This window comes from Vibrio sp. 1F255 (assembly GCF_041439145.1).
In the GTDB taxonomy this organism is placed as follows: Bacteria; Pseudomonadota; Gammaproteobacteria; order Enterobacterales; family Vibrionaceae; genus Vibrio; species Vibrio crassostreae_C.
On record NZ_JBGONQ010000002.1, the window covers coordinates 224,980 to 246,715 of the forward strand.

The following is a 21,736-nucleotide window of genomic DNA, read 5'->3' on the forward strand; positions in this document are numbered from 1 at the left end:
ATGAGCGTATTACGCCGTCTTCCTCTACTAGCGCTTCCTCTTATGATTACTGCATGTAATGCATCAGAAGCGAAAGTAGAAACAACATCAACAGCCGTAGAAGCTGCTCCAGCTCAAGCTATTGATACAGCTGCGTTAACTAAGCGTTTTGAAAAAATCGGTATTAAGGTCGATAAGATTGTGCCTTCGGATATCGATGGTCTTTTAGAAGTTCAAACCAACAGCGGCATTATCTTTTCTTCTCCAGAGGGCGATCACTTTCTAGCCGGTACACTTTACTCTTTGGATGAAAACGGAAAGTTCAGTGATGTTTTGGCTGAGCGTCAAGCTCCGCTGAATGCTGAAAAAGTGGCAGCGATGTCGGATACGGTTATTGAATACAAAGCCGATAACGAAAAGTATGTTGTGACGGTATTTACTGACATTACGTGCGGCTACTGTGTTCGTCTGCACAGCCAAATGCAAGGCTACAACGATTTGGGTATCACCGTTCGTTACATGGCTTACCCACGCCAAGGTGCGACAGGGCAAGTTGCCGATCAAATGGCAGCAATCTGGGCGTCAGATGATCCAAAAACAGCGATGCATGACGCTAAAGTAAACCGTCAAATGCCAGCGTCTGGTAAAGACCTAGCAGAGCAAAAGCAGATCATTTCTAAACAGTACCAATTAGGTCGTGAGCTTGGCATCAATGGCACACCGGCTATCGTGCTAGCAAGTGGTGAGTTGGTGAGTGGTTACTTACCGCCAGCACAACTTCTTCAACGTTTAGAGCAATAATCTCGTTTTCTGTATTGCCAATTTATCCCCCATGTTTTTGATTTAAGGAGTGGCCTGATTGATATCGGGCCCATTTTTATATGATAGAGATCCAAAGCCGTCCTGAGGTCGACATTTCAGTCTTACCTGCTCACTTACCTGACTTGTTAAAGCGCATTTATGTGAGTCGTGGAATCGACAGTGCCGACCAACTAGAGACAGCAGCGAAAGGCTTGCACTCTTATCAAAAACTGGGCGGCATTGATGCTGCGGTTGAGCTGTTGTTCAAAGCTATTCAGCAGCAAAAACGCATCATCATTGTTGGTGACTTTGATGCCGATGGCGCGACCAGCTCGGCGCTGTCTGTTTTAGCGTTACGTATGCTCGGCAGCTCTAACGTCGACTATCTGGTACCAAACCGTTTTGAAGATGGTTATGGCTTGAGCCCTGAGGTTGTTGAACAGGCAATCGAGCTTGGTGCTGAAGTGATCATGACGGTCGACAACGGTGTATCTTCAATTGAAGGTGTTCGCTTTGCTAAAGAGAAAGGGCTAGAGGTTCTGGTTACCGATCATCACTTGCCGGGCAATGAACTGCCAATGGTCGATGCTATGGTTAACCCAAACCTTGAAAGTTGTGCTTTTCCTTCGAAAGCCCTAGCGGGGGTTGGTGTCGCTTTTTACCTGATGATGGCATTGTGTGTTCACATGCGTAAATTGGGTTGGTTTGCAGAGCGCGGCATGACAGAACCTAAGTTGATGGAACTGATTGACCTTGTGGCGCTGGGTACGGTTGCCGACGTGGTTCCACTCGATGAAAACAACCGAATTTTAGTTCATCAAGGTTTGCAACGTATTCGTGCGGGTAAAGCTCGTCCGGGCATTCAAGCCTTGATCGAAATTGCTAAGCGAGACGCTAAGCGTTTGGTGGCGTCTGACTTTGGCTTTGCTCTTGGTCCTCGTATCAATGCAGCTGGTCGATTAGACGACATGTCTTTTGGTGTTGAGCTGCTAATGAGTAACAACATCCATGCGGCTCGTCGAATGGCGAGTGAGTTAGATGGCTTGAACCAAACACGTAAAGAGATCGAAGAGGGTATGAAGCAAGAAGCGATGGCTTTTTGTGAGCGCCTTGAATTTGGTAAAGACGACCTACCTTCTGGCTTGGCACTATTCCAACGTGATTGGCACCAAGGTGTGATTGGTATTTTGGCTTCGCGTATCAAAGACAAATACCACCGCCCAGTGATTGCGTTTGCAGATGGCGGCGAAGGCAGTATCAAAGGTTCATGTCGTTCAATTCCGGGTCTGCACATGCGTGATGCATTGGACCGAATTGATACTCAAAACCCTGGCTTGATTCTTAAATTTGGTGGCCACGCAATGGCGGCTGGTTTAACCATCATGGAAAAGGACTTTGAACGCTTCAGCAAGCTGTTCAATGATGTGGTGAAGAATGAACTTGGAGAAACAGCACTGAAGGGCATTATCTTGTCTGATGGTGAGCTGTTACCAGAAGAGTTCTCGATGCACACCGCTGAAACGCTGCGTTCAGGTGGCCCGTGGGGACAAGCTTTCCCTGAGCCAATCTTCGATGGTGAGTTTAAAGTGCTGCACCAAAAGCTGGTGGGTGAAAAGCACCTTAAGCTGATGCTTGAGCCGCTCTACAAAGGCCACCCAACCAATGTGATGATTGACGGTATTGCCTTTAACGTCGACCTACGTCGCTGGCCTGATGCATCAGTAAAAACCGTTCATCTTGCATTTAAGCTCGATATCAACGAATTTCGCGGCAACCAATCGTTGCAGCTGATGATTGATCATATCGAAGCCAAATAGTGATTTTGGGCTCAATAATGCTCATCATATAGTGCCAAATTCAACAAGCTCTGTTCAAAAACAGGGCTTGTTTTCCTTCCTGCCCTTACAAAATTTACGTGTTTTTTATGCCTGTCAATTTTATATCCCATTAAGTTGTTGAATCTTGGTTCACCACTCTAAAAAATTCTGTATCTCCGTCACACTTTTGAGTACAATTCTTCGGTTAAATTCTACTCATAAATGATGAGCTAAAATGTTTGAAATCAATCCTATAAAAAACCGTCTGCAGGATGTGTCTGAGCGCACAAATATCCTGAGGGGGTATCTTTGACTATGACGCTAAGAAAGAGCGTCTAGAAGAAGTAAACGCAGAATTAGAACAACCGGATGTATGGAACGAACCTGAGCGTGCTCAAGCGCTAGGTAAAGAACGTTCTGCATTGGAAGCGGTAGTAGAAACGATCGACCAACTTGACCAAGGTGTTGAGGATGTTGATGGCCTATTAGAGCTTGCGGTTGAAGAAGAAGATCAAGAAACGTTCGATGAAATTGAACCAGAACTGGCCGAGCTTGAAGCTAAGCTAGAGAAGCTGGAATTCCGTCGTATGTTCTCTGGTGATCACGATGCATCAGATTGCTACATCGATTTACAGTCAGGTTCGGGCGGTACAGAAGCTCAAGACTGGACTTCAATGATGTTGCGCATGTACTTACGTTGGGCAGATTCGAAAGGCTTCAAGACTGAAGTTATCGAAGTGTCGGATGGTGATGTTGCTGGCCTTAAAGGCGCAACGGTACGTATTTCTGGTGAGTATGCTTACGGTTGGTTACGCACAGAGACTGGTGTTCACCGTCTAGTTCGTAAGTCACCATTTGATTCAAGTGGTCGTCGTCATACTTCATTTGCATCTGCGTTTATCTATCCTGAGATTGATGACAACATTACGATCGACATTAATCCTTCTGACCTACGTATTGACGTATACCGTGCCTCTGGCGCTGGTGGTCAGCACGTAAACACCACGGAATCAGCGGTACGTATTACTCACGTTCCGACTAACACTGTGGTTCAGTGTCAGAATGACCGTTCGCAGCATAAGAACAAAGATCAAGCGATGAAGCAGCTACGTGCTAAGCTTTTTGAACTTGAGATTCAAAAACAAAATGCTGAAAAACAAGCGAGCGAAGAGACGAAATCAGACATCGGTTGGGGCAGTCAAATCCGCTCTTACGTGCTGGATGATTCTCGTATCAAAGATTTACGCACCGGCATCGAAAACCGTAATACTCAAGCGGTTCTTGACGGTGACTTAGACAAGTTTATTGAAGCTAGCCTGAAATCAGGTCTGTAAGCTTTATCAACTATTAAGCTTTACCAATAATATTGGTAAAAATGCCTATATTTGCAAAAATATAGCGGTCCAAATTTTAAAAGCAGGGTACATCTCTAATGACTGATGCTGTTCAAAACGAAAACGCACAAGAAGCTTCTTCACCTGAAGAGAACAAACTAATCGCTGAGCGCCGCAGCAAGCTGGATCACATCCGCCAAAACTGCAAAGCTAACGGTCACCCAAATGACTTCCGTCGTGAGCACCTAGCTGGCGATCTTCAAGCGGAATTCGGTGAGAAGACTAAGGAAGAGCTAGAAGAGCTTAACCACATCGTTGCGATCGCTGGTCGTGTTATGGCGAAGCGTGGTCCATTCCTTGCGATTCAAGAAACTTCTGGTCGTATCCAAGCATACGCAGCGAAAGACGTTCAAAAAGTACTGAAAGAGAAGTACCAAGGCCTAGATATCGGTGACATCATCGGTGTTAAAGGTGCGCTTCACAAATCAGGTAAAGGCGACCTTTACGTGAACATGGAAGAGTTTGAATTGCTGACTAAAGCACTTCGTCCTCTACCAGAGAAGTTCCACGGTCTAACTGACCAAGAGATGCGTTACCGTCAGCGTTACGTTGACCTAATCGTGAACGAAGATTCTCGTAATGCATTCATCGTGCGTTCTAAGCTTGTATCTTCAATCCGTAACTTCATGAGCGCGAAAGGCTACCTAGAAGTTGAAACGCCAATGATGCACGTGATCCCGGGTGGCGCAACTGCACGTCCGTTCATCACTCATCACAATGCACTAGACATCGACATGTACCTACGTGTTGCACCAGAGCTTTACCTTAAGCGTCTAGTGGTGGGTGGTTTTGACCGTGTATTCGAGATCAACCGTAACTTCCGTAACGAAGGTCTATCTCCACGTCACAACCCAGAATTCACAATGATGGAATTCTACCAAGCGTACTCTGACTACAAAGACCTTATGGATCTGACAGAAGAGATGCTAAGCACGGCAGCAATGGACGTTCTTGGTTCTACTTCTATGCCTTACGGTGACGAAACGGTTGAGTTCGGTGGCACTTACGCTCGCATGAGCATGTTCGATGCAATCAAACACTACAACCCTGAGCACGCTGAGATTCAAGCGCTAACAGAAGCAGACCTACAAGACCGTGAAAAGATGGTTGCTATCGCAAAATCTGTACACGTAGACGTAGAAACGTTCTGGACATGTGGTCAGCTTCTAGAAGAGATCTTTGGTGAAACGGCTGAGCCTCAGCTAATTCAACCAACGTTCATCACTGGCTACCCAGCGGACATCTCTCCTCTAGCTCGTCGTAGCGATGACAACCCGTTCTTCACAGACCGTTTTGAGTTCTTCATCGGTGGCCGTGAAGTTGCGAATGGTTTCTCTGAGCTTAACGATGCACAAGACCAAGACGAGCGTTTCAAAGCGCAAGTTAACGCGAAAGACGCGGGTGATGACGAAGCGATGTACTACGATGCAGACTACATTACTGCACTAGAGCACGGCCTACCGCCAACAGCGGGTCAAGGTATCGGTATCGACCGTCTAGCAATGCTATTTACAAACACGCACACAATCCGTGACGTGATCTTGTTCCCGGCAATGCGTCCACAGGCGTAATTCTCGTTTATAGGGCGTAACAGCATATGTAATTAAAAAGCCACCTTCGGGTGGCTTTTTCTGTTTTGGGGCTTCAAAACCTAGTCTGTACCGCACTCTTGATTCGAAAAATCGTTATTTCTGACATAGTCTTACTATTGAGACATAAAATCTAAGATAGTCTCACTACTATACGTCTCTGCGCTGAATACGCTCTCGCGGCATTTTGTCGAACGATGAAGCAGTGACTCGTATTAGTCTGATTTAAATAAAAATAGAATAAGGAAGAAGGATGGGAACTCAATTTAAGATGGATTCCTTACCAGGTTCTCTTATCGTCGTTGGTGGTGCGTACGAACCCTGGTTATCAGTGTTAGAACAAGTGGGTTGGCAGTGTACCCAGTGTGCAGATTTACGAAAAGCCGATGCCTTGATTGCTGATATTGGCCCATGTATTGGTATTGTCGATCTTAGTCATGATGAGTTCAGTCTCAACGGTATTGCTAACCTTGTGAGCAATAACAAGCAGGTGAGATGGCTCGCCTTTATCCGTGAATCTCAATTAAGCTCTGATACGATCTGCCAGTTTATCGTCAACTTCTGTATCGACTTTTTCACGGCACCAATCCCAGATGCTCAATTGCTGAGTACCATTGGTCACCAACTGGGTATGCTTAAGCTTGAGCAGAAGGTATGGCCAAACTACGGCATCAATAACAACATGGGACTGCTAGGCGATTCTGTGGCCGTGAAGCGCTTGAGAGACCAAGTAAAGCGTATTGGGCCGACTGATGTCAGTATCTTGATTTATGGCGAGAGTGGGGCTGGTAAAGAGACGATTGCACGCTCGATTCATCAAAATTCGTCGCGAGCACAGAAACCATTTTTAACGGTTAACTGTCGTGCCTTGTCTGAAATGAGAATAGAGGCCGAGGTGTTTGGCATATCAGCACAGTCAGCGACTGCGCCTTGTATGTTGGAAGAAGCCGATGGCGGAACCATCTTGCTTAATGATGTTTTAGCGATGCCACGCAATCAACAACTGAACCTGTTGCGCTTTCTACAAGAAGGTAAGATTGAAACTGCGAATGGACCTAAATCTGTCGATGTGCGTATTCTGGCCGCGAACTCCTCTGATATCGAGAAGGCGTTGATCGAGGGCGACTTCAATGAAGAGCTTTATCACTATATCAATGTTCTGCGTATTCATGTTCCAAGCTTAAAAGAACGTGTGAGCGATATTTCAGTACTGGCGAATCATTTTCTGCGTGAGTACTCGAAAGAGTTTAATGCTCAAGCGAAGAGCTTCTCAGACGATGCTATCCGTTCGATGAATCGATACCATTGGCCTGGAAATGTGCGTGAGCTGATGAATCAGATTAAGCGTGTTGTGTTGATGTCTGATGCTGTGATCATTGAGGATCACCAACTGGATTTACCAAAACAGAATGATGAGCGCCGCAGTCTCAAAAGTATCCGTGAGCGTTCAGAGCGAGATGCGTTGCTGATTGTTCTGGAATCTTATGGTGGTCAAGTATCGTTGGCCGCTAAGGAGCTTGGAGTTTCGCGTGCAACCATGTACCGATTGCTGAACAAACATAGCCTGATTTCTGAAGGTGTTGTTTAGAGCTCTCTATTCATTGATTCTATCCCGTTAGTGTCAATCTAAGAGCCACGCATGATGCGTGGTTTTTTTATATCCATTGCTACAACTTCTCGTTGATCGTTGACTGCTGACAGATTGACAGATTGACAGATTTACAGGTTGATAGATTGAGCTATTAGAGGCTCGGTCTTTAAGAGAGATGTTCTGTGATTTTATATAATCATAGTGAATATGTTATATATAAAGTAATATGCAACTAATATTTTGGGTGAATCATTTGTTTTGAAATTGTTAATCAATTATCGGTTGAATAATATACTCACTTGGTTAGACTTTAACCGTGAAAGCAATGGTTTAACAAAGACTTATTTGCTTTTATTATCTCATTTCTTTTTGGATTTTTTAGTTAGTTTGGAGGCGCAAATGAAACATTTCGATTTTATACAGCATATTTGCGCGTCGTTTGATCCGTGTACTGACATGGTGACTGTTATGTCACAAACATCAGCCATGGCCGATCGAAACACCCAAGATAAACCTAACTAATAGATCCGTACCCTTATTTGGCTGCGGAAAAATAGCAGCTAAGTGAGAAGCCCTCATACTATTTAACACGCTATTTTTCCTCAGTTTATTTTACAACTGGAGAGTTATTATGCGTCACTCAGTATACTTAAAACTAGCAACAGTCCTTATCCGTGCAGACCTTCGTCGTGAAGTACGTGAATGGCAACGAAAAGTTCGTCGTAGTTCATACGATCTACCATGGAACAATACTCATTTATTGAGAGATATTGGCCTTGAAGCCGATGGTCGACCAATTGGTTTTTCTGAACCTGAAGTCGTTACGATTGAACGTCGAGTTCGTCACCTTCGTCGAGTCTTAAGCGCGCGAATACCGACGTAATCTTGTGGGGTGATAGCGCCTTTCACCCCTTAAGATAAATATCAGCGATAGTTGTGGCGTCGGAAGTGCAAGCTTTTGAACTAGAACTGGCCAAAAAAGAGAAGCACTTGCTTCTCTTTTTTGCTTTTTTAAGCCGTTATGTGTGCTTTTTTAAGTCGTTATCTAGTAAAGAAAAAGAGTTCTACTACGCTTTATAGAGCAAGGGAGGCTGGCTATGCAAAAGCATCAATTAGACATGTGGTTACATGGAGAGCACAAAGACTCGTATCAAACACCAAAGGTATACGTTATTGGCTGTTCCGATATCTCGGAATATCTATTAGCAGTGGAATATAAACACAAGCTAGAACCGGTAAAGCAAGACGGTGAGCCGCTTCACTTTGGATCCTTGGATCAAGTGAAAGAAGAGTTACTCCGGCTCGGCTTTGAAAAGGCTTACCTTCGCTTGCACAACGCGTATGATGAGTTTGGTAATGAACCTAGCCAGAGTTACTGCGATATTGAATTAGCGCTTAAACCTCATTAGAGGGAATTTACAGCGTACTTATAATCAGTATGTTCGACTTTTCGTTCTCGACAGTTATGCATAGTGTGCAGTCAGCAGTTTATGGGTGAACTGGGTTCTTAAGTAAAAACCACGAGGTTTGGTTTTTATGGGTTTACCGCTTGCACCGTAAGCTTCCGTTAACACACGACTGTTTGCGGCCTTAGGGCGTAAATGGAGTGCTTCACCGTGCCTTGCTGTTATCTGTTCAACATTGCCTAAAACAATCAACTCCATCAGCTCTTCCCAATCTCTTTTTAGAAGTTCATCTTCTTCTTGGCTTGGCGTCCATAATAAAGGTGAACCAACATGCCTTTCTGCCAACGGGATTTCTCTTTCTCCTTCAACTGGGATCCACAGCACTTTAGACAGTTTATTTCTAACGTGGCTAGTTTCCCATGTTATGCCTTGTACGCCCATCAGTGGCGCAACACAAACAAACGTTGTTTCGAGTGGCTTTCCAGAATAACCAATCGGAATGCTTTTAAGTTCGATGCCCAGCTTTGCAAAATCCTGTTCTGGCTTACTGCCAGCGGGTGCACCTAAATGCCATTCTAACAGCTGCCCAACCCAACCTTTATCACGCTTAAGGTCGCTTGGCATCACCATCTCGGCTTCATCGGAGAGCTCTTTGAAGGTCATCCCGGCGATGGCATACGCGCGCTCTAACAGCTCTTGTTGTGTTTGTGGTTCTGGTTTCATAATAAAAGGCATGATCAAAAAAATGATTTTATCAGAAGTTATCACCAAATGACGACTGGTTAAGAAATGATCTCCTTGCGAGAGAAGGGATCAAATTCAGGGTTACCCACAGGACATAAAGGTAATTAATTGAAATATTAATTTAGTGGATAAATAAACAGGGGTTTATGGTGGATAAAATGCTTGCCAAATGGGGTTCAAAATGAATCTTTCACTTAGTAGTGTGGATAAACATCGGAGTGGTTGATCTTTAACCATGTCAGGTTTCTGAAAGATCTTTTACATTTCTAATGTTTTTTAAAACTAGAATGTTATTTTAATTTACTGATTTATATAATAATAAAATTATTTTGACTGATTTGTTGTTTTTGGTGTTGATGAATCTATGGATTAAAAAAAACGATTGCGGGTAATTCTTCACATAGTTATTCACAGAAAAGGTGAATAAATGTGGTCTATGTCTCACTATTGTGTGGGTAACTAGAATTTGAGCAAAACTTATCCATATTCCTAGTTATTATTCATAAATATAGCGCTTATCACGTCACTAAGTTTGCTCCGATTGGGGATATGTGGAAAAATCAGAGTAATTAAAAATTTAGATAGAGGTTGGCCAGTGATAGATGGCGATGGTTACCGATTAAATGTTGGTATTGTAATCTGTAACAACCATGGTCAGGTCTTCTGGGCTAAACGATACGGGCAACATTCATGGCAATTCCCTCAAGGGGGAATAGATGAAGGTGAGACTCCGGAACAGGCAATGTACCGCGAGTTGTATGAAGAGGTTGGCCTTACTAAAAAGGATGTAAAGATCGTCGCGACAAGTCGTCATTGGTTACGCTACAAGCTACCCAAACGACTGGTTCGGTGGGATTCTAAACCTGTCTGTATTGGACAAAAACAGAAGTGGTTCCTTTTGCGCTTAGATTGCGATGAATCGCATATCAATATGCAGCGTGGAAGTACACCTGAGTTTGATGGTTGGCGTTGGGTGAGTTACTGGTACCCAGTTCGACAAGTTGTTTCTTTCAAGCGAGATGTTTACCGTCGAGCGATGAAAGAGTTCGCATCTTTAGCAATGCCGTTTAAAGAGCGAAAAATAAAAGGAAAGCGCAAATTGCGTAGAGGTTAAGCATGCTCAGTCAACTAAGGGAAATAGTTGAACACGTATCAAGAGTTGAAGATGTGTCGACGGCTCTTGATATTTTGGTTAAAGAGACATGCAGTGCGATGCAGACGGAATGTTGCACCGTGTATTTGGCAAATAATGATATGCAGCGCCTTGAGTTGATGGCAACTCAAGGCCTGATCTTCAAAGGCAATAGCATTCACATTGGTTTTGACGAAGGTCTGGTTGGCCTTGTTAAAAGAAGTGCTGAACCTATCAACCTTGCACAAGCGTCTGCTCACCCTGCTTATAAGTTTTTTCCAGAGCTTGGAGAAAACGTCTATCACTCTTTTCTCGGTACTCCGATTATCCACCGCAAGCAAGTGCTCGGTGTATTGGTCATTCAACAGAAGACCCCACGTTTATTTAGTGAGATGGAAGAATCCTTCCTTGTCACGCTCTCTGCACAACTTGCCGTTATTGTGGCGCACGCCCAAACTCAAGGCCATTGGCTGTTAGAGCAACAGAAGCTACCGGCTACTAAAGGTATTGCAGCTTCATCGGGCGTGGCGATTGGTGACTTATGGTGGGACAACACTCAGCCTGAACTCACCGATGTTTATCCTGCTTCGACGCTCAATATAGAGAGAGAGCATGAGTTGTTGGCGGTAGCGGTTGAAAACGCCCTCAATGACTTTAAGCGCATGCGAAAGCGCTTAGATAGCGAAATCAATAAAGATGCGTTGGCGATCTTTGACCTGTTTACTCACTTACTCAACGATCCTATGCTGCGTAAGGATCTAAAAAGCCAAATCCAGAAAGGCGATAAAGCCGATTGGGCACTAAGACAGGTTGTAGAGAGTTATTCTAATCGCTTTGCTCGTATGTCGGACGTGTATCTTCGTGAGAGAGCACAAGACATCCGAGAGCTCGGACAAAGGCTGCTCTATTTCCTCCACAACTCTGAACATGAACTTCGCACGTTAGATAAGCCGATTATCCTAGTGGTTCGTGAGTTAACCGCTTCGGTATTAGCGTCTATTCCCAAAGAAAAGCTCTTAGCGGTGATTTCCTTGGAAGGGGCGGCGAACTCGCACGCAGCGATTTTATCTCGAGCGCTTGGCATACCTTCCGTCATGGGGGTAAACCTCAACCTAGCTCAAGCTAATGGCAAGCGAGCGATTGTTGATGGGTATAGCGGTGAGATCTTTATTGAGCCGACTAAAAGCCTGCTCAAAGAGTATCGAGGGCTGATTCTAGAAGAGAGTGAGCTCTCCTCTATGGTCAATCGCGAGCTGTACCTACCGGCAAAAACGCAAGACAACAAGCAAGTCGAGATTCTGCTTAATGCGGGTTTAAGTGCAGACACTAACATCGCTATCAACCAAGGCGTTGATGGCGTAGGGCTGTATCGAACTGAAATTTCTTTCTTGTTGCAGCAAAGATTCCCGTCAGAGGATGAACAATTCAAGCAGTATCGTTCTGTACTGGCAAGCTACCCAGAGAAACAAGTGGTGATGCGTACACTCGATATCGGTGGTGATAAGGCCTTACCGTATTTTCCTATCGAAGAGGACAATCCATTCCTTGGTTGGCGTGGTATTCGGTTTACGCTCGATCATCCTGACATCTTTATTATTCAGTTACGTGCCATGCTACGTGCGAGCTGTGAAAGCCATAACTTGAGTATTTTGCTGCCGATGATCTCTGGTGCACAGGAGTTGGATGACGCGCTACAGTTGATTGAACAAGCGTATGATGAAGTGCATGAGCTTGATAACCGAGTGCGTATGCCTCGCGTTGGTATCATGATTGAAGTGCCATCCATGCTGTACATACTGCCGCTGATTGCGCATAAGGTCGACTTTGTTTCAGTCGGTACCAACGACTTAACCCAATATTTATTAGCGGTTGATCGGAACAATTCACGAGTATCCGATGTCTATGAATCAATGCACCCTGCGGTGATCATGGCATTAAAACAAATTCATGATACTTGTAAGCAATATCAATTACCTGTTTGTATTTGTGGCGAGTTAGCCGGTGACCCGATGGGCGCGCTGCTATTGATTGGATTGGGGTATGAGACGTTAAGTATGAATACCTCGAATGTCGCAAGAACCAAATATTTGATTCGTCAATCGAACTTGGCTGAATTACAGGATTTGGCAAATAAGGCACTTTCAAAACCGTATGGTAGTGACATCTATAGTATGATGCTGAACTATTTCGAAGAGCGTGAATTTACAGGCTTCATTCGAGCAGGTAAAAAATAGGATTTAACGTGTCATATGAACTGATAGGCTTGTTAGCGGGCCTTGGTGCTATTGTTGGTGTTTTAGCAGGCTTGCTAGGCATTGGTGGTGGTTTGCTGGTTGTTCCTGCCTTACTGTTTTTGCTTCCTAAAGCGGGGATCCCCCAAGAGTTTGCGATGCAAATGGCATTGGCTACTTCGCTATCAACCATCATCGTTACGTCGGGATCGTCTGCGATTAACCATCTAAAGTTGGGTAACGTAGAGATGTTTGTCGTTAAATGGTTGATGCCAGGTGTGGTGATAGGTGGCTTCCTCGGCTCTTTCGTGGCCGATGTAATTCCAGCTCAATACTTACCAAAAGTCTTTGGTGTGATTGTTTTGGTGTTGGCGTTGCAAATGCTATTGTCGATTCGCTCCAAGAGCCAAAAATCGATGCCGGGTTCAGCTAAAACCGTGTTGTGTGGCGGCGGGATTGGTTTGGTATCAAGCTTAGCGGGCATTGGCGGTGGGTCTTTATCGGTACCTTTCCTTAACCATCACGGTGTGGAAATGCGTAAAGCCGTCGGCTCATCTTCGGTATGCGGTTGTGTTATCGCGATTTCGGGAATGCTAGGTTTCATTTGGCATGGATCTTCTGTCGATGATCTTCCTGCGTATAGCTTGGGTTATGTTTATCTACCGGCTTTGATCGCGATATCTTGTACCTCAGTTTTGACCACTCGAGTGGGTGCGAAACTGGCCACTCAATTGCCAACCCCTGTGCTGAAGAAATTCTTTGCGGTATTTTTAATGTTTATAGCAGCCACAATGCTGCTGTAGTGTCTTTTCTGTTAGTCATTGAGCTAACCGTTAATCAATTTAGATAGAGAGCCAAGTATGTCTCAGGGTTTTATCGAATTCCCAAATATCGATCCTGTTCTTATTGAACTAGGACCAATCTCAGTTCGTTGGTACGGCCTAATGTACCTTGTCGGTTTTATGTTTGCTCTTTGGTTAGCAAATCGCCGAGCTGATCAACCGGGTAGTGGTTGGACTCGAGAGCAAGTATCAGACTTACTGTTTGCTGGCTTTCTAGGTGTGGTGTTGGGTGGTCGTATTGGCTACGTACTTTTCTACAACTTTGACCTTTTCCTAGCAGACCCACTGTACCTATTTAAGGTATGGACTGGCGGTATGTCTTTCCACGGTGGCTTGCTGGGTGTTATCACCGCAATGTTCTGGTATGCGAAAAAGAATGGTCGCACCTTCTTTGGCGTGGCAGACATGATTGCACCACTCGTCCCATTTGGTTTAGGTATGGGCCGTCTAGGTAACTTCATGAACAGCGAGCTTTGGGGCCGTGTGACTGATGTGCCATGGGCGATTGTGTTCCCTAACGGTGGTCCACTTCCTCGTCACCCATCTCAACTTTACGAGATGGCGCTTGAAGGTATCGTGCTGTTCTTCATCTTGAACTGGTTTATCAAAAAGCCGCGTCCTCTTGGTTCTGTATCAGGGTTATTCCTAGCTGGATATGGTACATTCCGCTTCTTAGTAGAATACGTACGTGAACCTGATGCTCACCTAGGTTTGTTCGGTGGATTTATCTCTATGGGACAAATTTTGTCACTGCCAATGGTTATCATCGGTGTGCTGATGATGGTGTGGGCATACAAGCGTGGTCACTACAAAGACGAATTACCACAACAAACGAAGTAAGGAATTGGTGTGAAACAGTATTTAGATCTCTGTCAGCGTATCGTTGATGACGGTACTTGGATTGAAAATGAACGCACGGGCAAGCGTTGCCTAACCGTGATCAATGCTGACCTTGAATATGATGTTGGTAATAACCAATTCCCACTGGTAACAACGCGTAAGAGTTTTTGGAAAGCCGCAGTTGCTGAGCTGCTTGGCTATATCCGTGGTTACGACAATGCTGAAGATTTTCGTAAGCTAGGGACTAAAACTTGGGATGCGAATTCTAACCTGAATGAAGCATGGCTGAATAACCCTTACCGCAAGGGTGAAGATGACATGGGCCGTGTTTATGGCGTTCAAGGACGTGCATGGGCAAAACCTGACGGCGGTCATATCGACCAACTGAAGAAGATTGTTGATGATCTAACTAACGGTATTGATGACCGCGGCGAGATCTTAAACTTCTACAACCCAGGTGAGTTCCACATGGGATGTTTGCGTCCGTGTATGTACAGCCATCACTTCTCACTACTTGGTGATACTCTGTACCTAAACAGCACTCAGCGCTCTTGCGATGTACCCCTAGGCCTGAACTTCAACATGGTTCAAGTGTATGTCTTCCTAGCTATCATGGCGCAAATCACGGGTAAGAAAGCTGGCGTGGCTTACCATAAGCTAGTAAATGCTCATATTTACGAAGATCAACTTGCACCTATGCGTGATATCCAGTTAAAGCGTGAGCCGTTAGCTGGCCCAACATTCCATATCAATCCTCAGATTAAGTCTCTAGAAGATTTGGAAACATGGGTAACGATGGATGACTTCTGGGTTGAAGGTTACGAATGCCACGAAGCGATTAAGTACCCATTCTCGGTTTAATCTCACTCGCTTTGTTTGATTGAAAGGCTGCCTCTGTGCAGCCTTTTTTGTATCTAAGTTACAGTGACGAGTAATCGAGATTCGAAGAGCAGAGAAATCATATGCTGTGTGATGCTTTATGTTACTCGTATACTCTCAACGCGCATTGGCTCTTTCTCTTCGATACTCGCTTACACGAATCCCGTATCTGCTCTTAAAAAGAAAAAGCCCGCAACCTAGGAGGTAGCGGGCTTTGCTATAAGCGATGTTTATTTTGCTATTAAGCGGTAAGAGCTAACACGCTACCAGGCAGTACAAGGAATACCGCAACAAGGTAACCAGCCACTACAGCTTTGTTCTTCACAGCCATGTCTGAAATCATGTCTGCCGCTTTAACTGGAAGTTCACGTAGGAACGGGATACCGAAGATGAATACCGTTGACATGATGTTGAACACCAAGTGTACTAGAGCAATTTGTAGTGCGAATACTGCGAACTCACCAGACACTGCTGTAGCTGCAAGTAGAGCCGTAATACATGTACCGATGTTTGCACCCAGAGTGAATGGGTAAACGTCACGTACTTTAAGAACACCTGAACCTACTAGTGGAACCATCAAGCTTGTTGTCGTAGAAGAAGACTGAACAAGGATAGTCACGATAGAGCCAGAAGCGATACCGTGGATTGGACCACGACCGATTGCGTTCTTTAGAATCTCACGAGCACGACCAACCATTAGGCTCTTCATCAGCTTACCCATTACAGTAATAGCTACGAAGATAGTTGCGATACCTAGAGCGATAAGCATGATGCCGCCAACAGTGTCGCCAAACGTTGATAGTGGTTCTTTAATCGCACTTACAACAGGCTTAGTGATTGGCTTGATGAAGTTAAGACCACCCATGCTCATATCACCTGTTGCTAGCATCGGTGATACTAACCAGTGAGAAATTTTCTCTAGAATTCCAAACGCCATCTCTAGTGGTAGGAAGATAGCAACGGCTAATAGGTTAAAGAAGTCGTGGATTGTCGCACTTGCGAATGCACGTTTGAACTCTTCTTTACAACGAACGTGACCAAGGCTAACTAGCGTATTGGTTACCGTAGTACCAATGTTAGCACCCATGATCATAGGAATTGCTAGCTCAACAGGTAAACCACCTGCCACAAGGCCAACGATAATTGAAGTAACTGTACTTGATGATTGAATAAGCGCTGTTGCTACTAAACCAATCATTAAGCCTGCAACTGGGTGTGAAGCAAATTCGAAAAGAACCTTTGCTTGCTCGCCTGTTGCCCATTTGAAGCCTGTACCAACCATTGAAACTGAAAGTAATAGTAGGTAAAGCATGAATGCCAAGTTAGCCCAGCGTAGCCAACGAGTAGTGCTCGAGATAGGCGCTGCTGCAGTAGTAGCTTGGTTCATAATGTTTTCTCCATTGGACCGTTTAAGTCTGTGTTTGGTCTGTTTGTTTAATCTGAGCGTGATGTTAGAGGGGAAATATTTCAGTAATATTACATTTTGGTTTAGGTGCGACTTTTTTGTGATGATTTACTCTTTAAATATTCCAATTGCTAATGTGGTTGTTTTAAGTTGTTGTTTTAAATTGTTTTTTAATGGAAATTCTATAGGTGATATAGATCTTAAAAGTTAGAAAAAAATTGAAAATAATCGATGAAATATTACATTATGAAATCAGACACTTCGAAAAAATAAGTGGTAAATCTATGTTTGGTTAGGTTTTTTCGAGTTTGTTGAGTGGCGGTGTCATATTTGATATAAAAGGGTATCTACTCTTTTATTACGGCACATCTATGTCGCATCTCAACTACAACCATCTGTATTACTTCTGGATGGTTTGCAAGCAAGGCTCTGTTACTAAAGCTGCAGAAGCCCTATTCCTAACACCACAAACGGTAACGGGGCAGATAAAAGCCTTAGAAGAACGCATGGATGGCAAGTTGACCAAGCGTAATGGCCGAAGTGTTGAGCCTACAGAGCTTGGGCAACTGGTCTTTAAATATGCCGATCGTATGTTTGGCCTGAGTTACGAGATGCTGGACATCGTGAATTACAGCCAGCACTCCAATATTCTGTTTGATGTTGGCGTCGCGGATGCGCTCTCTAAAAGACTCGTCAGTAAGATACTGATGTCGACCATCCCTCCAGATAACAGCATTCACTTGCGCTGTTTTGAATCGACCCATGAAATGCTACTTGAGCAACTCTCTCAACATAAGCTCGATATGATTTTGTCTGACTGTCCGGTGGACTCTAGTCAAAGCCCGGGCCTGTTCAGTAAAAAGCTGGGTGAGAGTGGAATGAGCTTTTTTAGTTCAGGTCAGGTTGAAGGGGTTAATTTCCCTGCTGTATTGGAGCAAAGAAAGCTTTTGATCCCTGGCAGCCGAACCTCAATGGGTCGTAAAGTGCTGCAATGGTTTGATAGACAAGGGCTTAAGCCAGATATTTTAGGTGAGTTTGATGATGCCGCATTGATGAAGGCTTTTGCTCGTTACCATCATGACGTAATATTTTTAGCACCGACGATTTATATGTCTGAAGTGGAAGACGACACATCACTGCAACTATTAGGCGGTATTGAAGAGTTAAAAGAGGAGTACTACGTCATATTTGCTGAGAGGATGATCCAACATCCAGCAGTAAAAAACGTATGTGACGCAGATTTTAGCAAATTGTTCGAGTGAGATAGTTTGTTAATGAATTGATATCGATTATCATAACTCCGCAATATGCCGGAAATACTGATAGCCCGTAGTTGGCGTAAAGGTTGTAGGGAGCCAAACTATGAACTTAAAAGAGATGGAGAAGAACTCAGCACAAGCTGTGATTCTACTCAAAGCCATGGCTAACGAGCGTCGCTTACAGATTTTGTGCCTATTACATGGCACTGAACTGTCGGTTGGGGAGTTGTGTGGCAAGTTGGAACTGAGTCAGTCTGCTTTATCTCAACATCTTGCTTGGTTGAGAAGAGATGGTTTGGTCGAAACTCGCAAAGAAGCTCAAACTGTGTATTACACATTGAGTAGTGAAGAAGTAAAAGCGATGATTAACCTACTGCATGGTATTTACTGCAAGTAGCTTATTGCTGGTGGGAGGGGGATTTCTTATCAGCGATAGAATGACACAAGGAAGTGTTAGCATTTCACATTGAACGTTAGTGTTTACCTATCTACCTACCTATCTATCTACCTATCTACGTACCAATTTGCTTCTCTATTTATTTTTCTGATTGTTTGTTTTATCTATCTGCTTAAATTGTTTATCGGTCAGAAAAACGGCTGTTAGCACGTAAAATAAAAGCGTTACTCAAAATTTAGATATAAAAAAACCGGCCTAGGCCGGTTTTTTTCGTTTTGCGTTGTAATCAAATTTCTATTAAAGAGCTTTGATTGCAGCAGCGAAACGAGACTTATGACGTGCAGCTTTATTCTTATGAATAAGGCCTTTAGTCGCCATACGGTCAAGAAGTGGTGTAACTTCTACAAGAGCAGCAGTTGCAGCTTCTTTATCACCAGCTGCGATAGCTGCGATAGTCTTTTTCATGTAAGTGCGCATCATAGAACGACGGCTAGCATTGTGCTGGCGACGTTTCTCAGCTTGGATAGCGCGCTTCTTAGCAGATTTACTGTTTGCCAAGGGTCTAACTCCCAAAAACTTAGTTCGGTGACAATTTAAGGGCGAGGACTATCCCTCATTAGCGCTTAATTGTCAAATGATTTGTGCAAAAACCAATCGTAGCCAAACAAACTTTGGTATGGAAAGGTCATCGCGGTTAAGATGGCGGGGATTCTAACAGCATTTTTAGACCAATGCTAATAAATATGCTTCTTAGGACAGGATAGTATTTATCCTCGCTTGAAAGTAATCAACCAGTGTCAGAGGTTTCTGTGAGTAAACGACTATTAAAGTCAGGCCTGATTGTCAGCGCAATGACTTTTGTTTCCCGTGTATTGGGGCTAGTACGTGATGTAGTAGTAGCAAATTTGATGGGGGCAGGAGCGAGTGCCGACGTATTTTTCTTCGCTAATAAAATTCCTAATTTCTTACGTCGACTTTTTGCAGAGGGTGCGTTTTCTCAAGCGTTTGTTCCTGTATTAACGGAATATCACGCCGCAGGTGATAAAGATAAGACACGAGATTTAATTGCTAAGGTGTCGGGGACGCTCGGGGTTTTAGTTTCTATTGTCACCGTCATCGGGGTATTGGGCTCTGGCGTGATCACCGCGATGTTTGGTGCGGGTTGGTTTATCGACTGGCTAAATGATGGCCCATCAGCACCCAAATTTGAGCTAGCGAGCTTTATGCTCAAGATTACCTTTCCTTATTTATGGTTTATCACCTTCGTCGCTTTATCTGGTGCCATTCTTAATACATTAGGTAAATTTGCGGTCTCTTCTTTTACTCCTGTGTTCTTGAACGTGATGATCATAGGCGCTGCATGGTTTATCTCACCTAATTTAGAACAACCAGAAATTGGTTTGGCTATTGGTGTGTTTCTTGGTGGCTTAGTCCAATTCCTTTTCCAAATGCCTTTCTTGATCAAAGCGGGTGTGTTGGTTAAGCCGAAGTGGGGATGGAGAGACCCGGGTGTGGTTAAGATCCGCACATTAATGATCCCTGCTCTGTTCGGTGTATCGGTCAGCCAAATCAACTTATTGTTTGATACCTTTATTGCCAGCTTCCTCGCAACAGGCTCTATCAGTTGGTTGTACTACTCAGACCGACTGCTTGAATTTCCTCTCGGTTTATTCGGTATCGCGATTGCGACTGTGATTCTTCCTGCTTTGTCTCGTAAACACGTAGATGCTCAAGGGGAAGGGTTCGCGCATACCATGGATTGGGGCGTGCGCATGGTGTTGCTGCTTGGTATTCCTGCGATGTTAGGTCTTATCGTTTTAGCTAAACCCATGTTGATGGTGCTATTTATGCGTGGTGAGTTCTCTCCACACGATGTACAGCAAGCATCGATGTCATTGGTAGCTTACGCATCAGGCTTGCTTAATTTCATGCTGATTAAAGTTTTAGCTCCGGGCTATTACTCTCGCCAAGATACCAAAACACCGGTTAAGTACGGCATTATCGCTATGGTGACCAATATGGTGTTTAACGCGATCTTTGCTTATTTTTATGGCTATGTGGGTTTGGCGATTGCGACGGCACTGTCTGCCTTTGTGAATATGGCCTTGTTATATCGAGGATTGCACCTTGCGGGTGTGTATCAATTAACTAAGACAACCTTGTTGTTCAGTGCCAAATTAATTATCTCAGGTGTGGTGATGGTAGCGGCTATTTTATGGCAGCTGGATAATATGCAACATTGGCTTGAATGGAGCTTTAGCCAGAGAGCGCTGACATTAACTGGCTTGATTGGACTTGGTGGCTTTGTTTATATTGTTTCGGTACTGATTTTAGGTATCCGAGTAAAACATTTAAAAGCAGCGACAGATTAATACTGATTAGTATATAATCCGTCGGTTTCACACAATAAATGATGCAAATAACAGGTTTTAGCTGATCATAATGGAACTGATCCGAGGTATACACAATATTAAAGCGCAGCATCATGGCTGTGTATTAACCATAGGTAACTTCGATGGTGTTCATTTAGGACATCAAGAGGTTTTGAGTCAGGTTTCTAAACAAGCTGCAGCATTAGGGCTACCTTCTGTTGTTATGACGTTTGAACCGCAGCCTATGGAGCTGTTTGCCCGAGATAGAGCGCCAGCACGTTTAACTCGTTTACGAGACAAATACGTGCAACTGAGTAAGCTAGATATCAGTCGCTTATTGTGTGTTAATTTTAATCAGTATTTTGCAAGTTTATCCGCGGAAGCATTCATTAAGGATCTTTTGGTTGATAAGCTTGGTGTGAAGTTCTTGGTGGTTGGTGACGATTTTTGCTTTGGTAAAGGTCGTACTGGTAATTTCGCTATGCTCAAAGAGGCGGGCGAGAAGTACGGTTTTGAGGTGGTCAGCACCCAAAGCTATTGCTTAAACCAATTACGAGTAAGCAGTACTGAGATACGAAATGCATTAGCGGTCGATGACTTGGCTGCAAGTGCTACCATGTTAGGACGTGATTACAGTATTAGTGGTCGAGTGTCCCATGGTCGAAAACTAGGGAGAACTATCGGTTTCCCTACCGCTAATATTCCATTAAAGCGTTGTGTTTCTCCTGTATCGGGAGTGTATGTTGTTGAAGCTTTGGATATCGACGGTGTTCCTGTCGGTGGCGTTGCTAATATTGGACAACGACCAACAGTTAATGGGGTAAGGCAGCAATTGGAAGTGCATTTTTTTGACTTTAAAGCCAATTTATATGGTAAACAGTTAGAAGTACGACTTTTGCACAAACTGCGCGACGAGATAAAATTTGAATCGTTCGACGCACTAAAGAATCAAATAGAATTGGATGCTGAAGCCGCAAGGGTGTGGCTGCTTCAGCTAAAGAATTAATCGGATGATTCCACCGATTAACATAATGTCTAACTTCGCCCAATATAACGGA

General features: G+C 44.1%; 19 protein-coding genes. 16 read left to right on the forward strand and 3 right to left on the reverse strand.

Translation table 11 applies throughout. From position 1 onward, the window contains the following. From ACED41_RS02530 to ACED41_RS02560, 7 genes are all read left to right on the forward strand, one after another. Complete coding sequence (locus ACED41_RS02530) at positions 1-780, forward strand: thioredoxin fold domain-containing protein (protein ID WP_017067617.1); 780 nt, start codon at positions 1-3, stop codon at positions 778-780. 80 nt (positions 781-860) lie between these two features. Further along, complete coding sequence (recJ, locus tag ACED41_RS02535; protein ID WP_371724416.1) at positions 861-2,597, forward strand: single-stranded-DNA-specific exonuclease RecJ; 1,737 nt, start codon at positions 861-863, stop codon at positions 2,595-2,597. A 235-nt stretch (positions 2,598-2,832) separates the two neighbouring features. Then, a protein-coding gene (gene prfB / locus ACED41_RS02540) for a peptide chain release factor 2 (protein WP_100208942.1) occupies positions 2,833-3,931 on the forward strand; the annotation gives its coding sequence in 2 pieces (ribosomal slippage) (positions 2,833-2,907 and positions 2,909-3,931; 1,098 coding nt in all). Between the two features lie 98 nt (positions 3,932-4,029). Continuing rightward, entirely contained in the window at positions 4,030-5,562 is a 1,533-nt protein-coding gene (lysS, locus tag ACED41_RS02545) for a lysine--tRNA ligase (RefSeq protein ID WP_017059330.1), read from the forward strand. A gap of 271 nt (positions 5,563-5,833) precedes the next feature. Beyond that, entirely contained in the window at positions 5,834-7,168 is a 1,335-nt protein-coding gene (vpsR, locus tag ACED41_RS02550; protein WP_017062873.1) for a cyclic-di-GMP-binding transcriptional regulator VpsR, read from the forward strand. Positions 7,169-7,802: 634 nt separating this feature from the next. Continuing rightward, positions 7,803-8,054, forward strand: coding sequence for a DUF1127 domain-containing protein (locus ACED41_RS02555; RefSeq protein WP_371724417.1), 252 nt, complete (start codon positions 7,803-7,805; stop codon positions 8,052-8,054). Positions 8,055-8,268: 214 nt separating this feature from the next. After that, a complete protein-coding gene (locus ACED41_RS02560) occupies positions 8,269-8,580 on the forward strand; it encodes a DUF6482 family protein (RefSeq protein WP_004735016.1) in 312 nt (103 codons plus the stop codon). 54 nt (positions 8,581-8,634) lie between these two features. Here the strand turns inward: ACED41_RS02560 and mutH are convergent, their stop codons facing one another. Next, positions 8,635-9,300 (reverse strand): DNA mismatch repair endonuclease MutH, encoded by a 666-nt coding sequence (mutH, locus tag ACED41_RS02565; RefSeq protein WP_371724418.1) that lies wholly within the window; start codon positions 9,298-9,300, stop codon positions 8,635-8,637. A gap of 616 nt (positions 9,301-9,916) precedes the next feature. Between mutH and rppH the strand changes: the two genes are divergently transcribed. The 5 genes from rppH to ACED41_RS02590 are packed head-to-tail and all read left to right on the forward strand — an operon-like array spanning position 9,917 to position 15,227. Next, complete coding sequence (gene rppH, locus ACED41_RS02570; RefSeq protein ID WP_017059335.1) at positions 9,917-10,435, forward strand: RNA pyrophosphohydrolase; 519 nt, start codon at positions 9,917-9,919, stop codon at positions 10,433-10,435. Between the two features lie 2 nt (positions 10,436-10,437). After that, entirely contained in the window at positions 10,438-12,687 is a 2,250-nt protein-coding gene (gene ptsP, locus ACED41_RS02575) for a phosphoenolpyruvate--protein phosphotransferase (RefSeq protein ID WP_017059336.1), read from the forward strand. Positions 12,688-12,695: 8 nt separating this feature from the next. Next, entirely contained in the window at positions 12,696-13,487 is a 792-nt protein-coding gene (locus ACED41_RS02580) for a sulfite exporter TauE/SafE family protein (RefSeq protein ID WP_017059337.1), read from the forward strand. A gap of 57 nt (positions 13,488-13,544) precedes the next feature. Continuing rightward, positions 13,545-14,366: a prolipoprotein diacylglyceryl transferase gene (gene lgt, locus ACED41_RS02585; RefSeq protein ID WP_017059338.1), complete on the forward strand. Its 822-nt coding sequence runs from the start codon at positions 13,545-13,547 to the stop codon at positions 14,364-14,366. A 9-nt stretch (positions 14,367-14,375) separates the two neighbouring features. Further along, positions 14,376-15,227, forward strand: coding sequence for a thymidylate synthase (locus ACED41_RS02590; RefSeq protein ID WP_017059339.1), 852 nt, complete (start codon positions 14,376-14,378; stop codon positions 15,225-15,227). 259 nt (positions 15,228-15,486) lie between these two features. Here ACED41_RS02590 and ACED41_RS02595 read toward each other — a convergent pair whose 3' ends face one another. Further along, positions 15,487-16,632, reverse strand: a complete 1,146-nt coding sequence (locus ACED41_RS02595) for a Na/Pi symporter (protein WP_017059340.1) — start codon at positions 16,630-16,632, stop codon at positions 15,487-15,489. A gap of 389 nt (positions 16,633-17,021) precedes the next feature. On the opposite strand from ACED41_RS02595, the gene nhaR reads away from it, so the two are divergent. Further along, positions 17,022-17,912 (forward strand): transcriptional activator NhaR, encoded by an 891-nt coding sequence (gene nhaR / locus ACED41_RS02600; RefSeq protein ID WP_017059341.1) that lies wholly within the window; start codon positions 17,022-17,024, stop codon positions 17,910-17,912. Positions 17,913-18,012: 100 nt separating this feature from the next. Next, positions 18,013-18,306, forward strand: coding sequence for a metalloregulator ArsR/SmtB family transcription factor (locus ACED41_RS02605; protein ID WP_004735028.1), 294 nt, complete (start codon positions 18,013-18,015; stop codon positions 18,304-18,306). A 297-nt stretch (positions 18,307-18,603) separates the two neighbouring features. On the opposite strand, the gene rpsT is transcribed toward ACED41_RS02605, so the two are convergent. After that, complete coding sequence (gene rpsT, locus ACED41_RS02610; protein WP_004739529.1) at positions 18,604-18,864, reverse strand: 30S ribosomal protein S20; 261 nt, start codon at positions 18,862-18,864, stop codon at positions 18,604-18,606. A gap of 251 nt (positions 18,865-19,115) precedes the next feature. Here rpsT and murJ point away from each other — a divergent pair, with 251 nt between their 5' ends. Together murJ and ribF are read left to right on the forward strand one after the other, a co-directional pair. Continuing rightward, positions 19,116-20,678 (forward strand): murein biosynthesis integral membrane protein MurJ, encoded by a 1,563-nt coding sequence (gene murJ, locus ACED41_RS02615; protein ID WP_032545655.1) that lies wholly within the window; start codon positions 19,116-19,118, stop codon positions 20,676-20,678. A gap of 70 nt (positions 20,679-20,748) precedes the next feature. Next, positions 20,749-21,684: a bifunctional riboflavin kinase/FAD synthetase gene (ribF, locus tag ACED41_RS02620; RefSeq protein ID WP_017062867.1), complete on the forward strand. Its 936-nt coding sequence runs from the start codon at positions 20,749-20,751 to the stop codon at positions 21,682-21,684. Positions 21,685-21,736 lie beyond the last annotated feature (52 nt).

Excerpts from the sequence above, each read along its gene's own strand:
- ACED41_RS02530 (WP_017067617.1), top strand. The coding sequence starts at position 1 with ATGAGCGTATTACGCCGTCTTCCTCTACTAGCGCTTCCTCTTATGATT.
- recJ (WP_371724416.1), top strand. The coding sequence starts at position 861 with ATGATAGAGATCCAAAGCCGTCCTGAGGTCGACATTTCAGTCTTACCT.
- lysS (WP_017059330.1), top strand. The coding sequence starts at position 4,030 with ATGACTGATGCTGTTCAAAACGAAAACGCACAAGAAGCTTCTTCACCT.
- vpsR (WP_017062873.1), top strand. The coding sequence starts at position 5,834 with ATGGGAACTCAATTTAAGATGGATTCCTTACCAGGTTCTCTTATCGTC.
- ACED41_RS02555 (WP_371724417.1), top strand. The coding sequence starts at position 7,803 with ATGCGTCACTCAGTATACTTAAAACTAGCAACAGTCCTTATCCGTGCA.
- ACED41_RS02560 (WP_004735016.1), top strand. The coding sequence starts at position 8,269 with ATGCAAAAGCATCAATTAGACATGTGGTTACATGGAGAGCACAAAGAC.
- mutH (WP_371724418.1), bottom strand. The coding sequence starts at position 9,300 with ATGAAACCAGAACCACAAACACAACAAGAGCTGTTAGAGCGCGCGTAT.
- ptsP (WP_017059336.1), top strand. The coding sequence starts at position 10,438 with ATGCTCAGTCAACTAAGGGAAATAGTTGAACACGTATCAAGAGTTGAA.
- lgt (WP_017059338.1), top strand. The coding sequence starts at position 13,545 with ATGTCTCAGGGTTTTATCGAATTCCCAAATATCGATCCTGTTCTTATT.
- ACED41_RS02595 (WP_017059340.1), bottom strand. The coding sequence starts at position 16,632 with ATGAACCAAGCTACTACTGCAGCAGCGCCTATCTCGAGCACTACTCGT.
- nhaR (WP_017059341.1), top strand. The coding sequence starts at position 17,022 with ATGTCGCATCTCAACTACAACCATCTGTATTACTTCTGGATGGTTTGC.
- ACED41_RS02605 (WP_004735028.1), top strand. The coding sequence starts at position 18,013 with ATGAACTTAAAAGAGATGGAGAAGAACTCAGCACAAGCTGTGATTCTA.
- ribF (WP_017062867.1), top strand. The coding sequence starts at position 20,749 with ATGGAACTGATCCGAGGTATACACAATATTAAAGCGCAGCATCATGGC.